Source organism: Okeania sp. (assembly GCF_035285525.1).
Taxonomy (GTDB): Bacteria; Cyanobacteriota; Cyanobacteriia; order Cyanobacteriales; family Microcoleaceae; genus Trichodesmium.
The window spans coordinates 1-2,815 of the sequence record NZ_JAYKGW010000078.1; the positions used below are offsets into that span (position 1 = coordinate 1).

A 2,815-nucleotide genomic window follows, 5' to 3' on the forward strand; every position below is an offset into this window, starting at 1 on the left:
AGACAAGGTAGACAAGGTAGACAAGGTAGACAAGGTAGACAAGGTAGACAAGGTAGACAAGGTAGACAAGGTAGACAAGGTAGACAAGGTAGACAAGGTAGACAAGGTAGACAAGGTAGACAAGACAGTTTTAGTTGTGTCAGTCCAATGGGAAAAAATATTCCTTCGGTAAATCATGGCAGCAGATACTTCCAATTTACAGTCAAATTTGGCTAGAAATATTCTAGTGCAAAGAAATATAGCATATTTCACAGAAATGAGCTACAGGGTAAACGATGAACACATTATAGTGCGCTTCCCGTTGCTCGTGAGATACACCTATCGCGGACAACGGAAAGCGCTATAATTGATGTGATTTTTTCTGAAAAGTAAATTACTAAAAGTTATTAATTATGTTAGGTAAATTTTTTCGCAAACCAGAACCAGAACAAAGCGATCGCGTTCCTCCTGGTCAACACTTGGCTAAACGTTTTCCCGTATTAACTTATGGGGAGACTCCTAATATTACTACCGATGAATGGGAATTAAAAGTATGGGGTGCAGTTAAACCTGTATTTAATTGGTCAGATTTTATGGCAATGTCACAAAATCACTTGACAGCAGATTTTCATTGTGTTACTCGTTGGTCGAAACTTGATGTTCAATGGACGGGAGTAAAAGTTACAGATTTTATGGCTCATTTTGAATTAGATCCCAAAGCCATTCATATTATGGAACATTGCTATGGAGGTTACACCACGAATATTTTTCTGTCTGACTTCCTGAGAGAAGAAAATTTTTTTGCTCATACTCTCTTTGCTCTGATGAATCTTTACCTGTCGAGCATGATGGTTCCATGGGATTAGTACTTCCTCATCTTTATGCTTGGAAAAGTGCAAAATGGATTAATGGGCTAGAATTTTTAGACCATGAACAATTAGGTTTCTGGGAACGTAATGGTTATCACAAACGTGGTGAACCTTCGGCAAAAGAACGTTATAGCGATATTTAAGACTAACTGATTAAATCTAAAAGCATTGACCAAAAGTTTTAGCCTGTTTGGCTATCAAAAAGTGTTACCTTTTAAGTTATCTAAGTACGATTCCCGAAAAATCAAAAATTTAGCATACAAGGCATAATAGTTGTAGAAAAATCAATGGATGATTCTTCCTACTACCTCCTATCTACTTTCAATTTCTGTTGACTTTCTAAGGATGTTGTATATAACATCTCTCCCTAATTTCTAATATTTGACTTTATATAAATGACTGAACAAAATCAACCTCAAAACTATCCAGCGTCTGCAAAAATTACCTCTGAGTTTTCACCTTGGTTAACTATTTTGACTTATTCTATTGTATGCAAAATGCTTTTACCCCTTTATTTCAACCTAAAAGTTAGGGGTCAAGAAAAAATTTCTACTAATAGAGGAGCAACTATTCTGGCACCGACTCATCGTTCCCGGTGGGATCCTTTAATTATTGCTTATCTCGTAGGTTTGGTGAATATCTCTCACTTGCGATATATGGTCTCCCAAGAACAAACAAAAGGTTTTCAGGGTTGGTTTATTCGTCGCTTAGGTGGCTTTCCTGTTGATCGCAATAATCCAGGAATATCTACTATTCGTCATAGTGTTAAAATTCTCAAAGAAGGGAAAATATTGGTACTATTTCCTGAAGGAAGAATATATCCTGAAAATAATGAAATTCATTTTATTCAACCAGGAGTTTCTCGCATAGCACTACAAGTGATGTCTAGTGGTAATCAACCCCATCTACAAATTTTTCCTATTAGTGTTTTGTACGATCATCCTGCACCTCCACCCTGGCGATGCGGTGTCCAGATTAATATCGGCGATCCTTTAGAAGTCAGAGATTATCTTGGTACTTCTACAAAACAAGCTTCTGAAAAAATTACTACAGATATAGAACTTTCTCTGAAGCAATTACATAAAAAATATTAGAAATTTCTAGGAAAGAGTACTGCAAGGTTCTGTCACATACTCCCAAAATTCGGGTCGCTTCCCCTGGCGTTACATAATTTTTGGTCATTTCCTTTTCTTTCAGTTTTCATTTTATAGAATAAGGCTATTTGCCGGAAATTGCCAGGGACTTTCAAACTTAGTCACGCACCAGAAATTATGGTGTTTTGTCAAAGGGGAAGTTCAGTTATAAGCCATTTCATCCCCGTTCTAAAAAGAGACCGGGGTTTCCATTTTGCTTTTCCCTAAATAAAGTGAAGTATCTAGCGTTAAATGACAATCATGCTGATGCCATCTCTTCCTCTAAATCTTCTTCCTCTTCTAAATCTTCTTCCTCTACATCTTCTTCTACTTGACGTAAATGAATATGTTTACGTCCCAAGGAAATTTCAAACTCATCTCCTGGGTGTAAATCCATTTGTTTAGTATAAGCTGCACCAATTAGTAAATTACCATTGGATTGTACACTAATTCTATAACTAGCAGAACGTCCCCCACGCCCATTACCATTTTGTTTTCCATCTAATTTAATACCCTCAGCATCAATCAAAGCATTCAAAAACTTCATCATGTTAACTCTTTCAACACCATTTTTAGTAACGGTGTAGTAGCCACATTCTCTAGCTTTCTCTTCTTTAGTTAAGTTACCTAATTCTTTGACTTTTTTAAGTAAACTTTCCCCTTGTAAGGGTTCAGGATTTTTCTTTTTACCCATGTTTTTAGTCCTATAACACTTGACTACAGTTATTAACTTTTGTCTTGGCTTCTTGAAATTCCAATAAACAATAGTTTGATATTTGCTTTCTAAACTATCTTACACTAATTGTCTAAATATTTCACTTATTTCATCAAATT

The 2,815-nt window shown here is 35.9% G+C and carries 3 protein-coding genes and 1 pseudogene; 3 read left to right on the top strand and 1 reads right to left on the bottom strand.

All coding sequences use genetic code 11. The features are described from left to right. The 3 genes and pseudogenes from VKJ25_RS07815 to VKJ25_RS07825 all read left to right on the top strand — a co-directional run. Positions 1-216, top strand: a 216-nt coding sequence (locus VKJ25_RS07815) for a hypothetical protein (protein WP_324236061.1), incomplete at its 5' end; no start/stop codon positions are given. Positions 217-392: 176 nt separating this feature from the next. Next, positions 393-991: pseudogene (locus tag VKJ25_RS07820) on the top strand (sulfite oxidase-like oxidoreductase). Positions 992-1,243: 252 nt separating this feature from the next. Beyond that, positions 1,244-1,942, top strand: coding sequence for a lysophospholipid acyltransferase family protein (locus VKJ25_RS07825; RefSeq protein ID WP_324236062.1), 699 nt, complete (start codon positions 1,244-1,246; stop codon positions 1,940-1,942). Between the two features lie 298 nt (positions 1,943-2,240). Here the strand turns inward: VKJ25_RS07825 and VKJ25_RS07830 are convergent, their stop codons facing one another. Further along, positions 2,241-2,675: an AbrB family transcriptional regulator gene (locus tag VKJ25_RS07830; protein WP_324236063.1), complete on the bottom strand. Its 435-nt coding sequence runs from the start codon at positions 2,673-2,675 to the stop codon at positions 2,241-2,243. Positions 2,676-2,815: the final 140 nt, after the last annotated feature.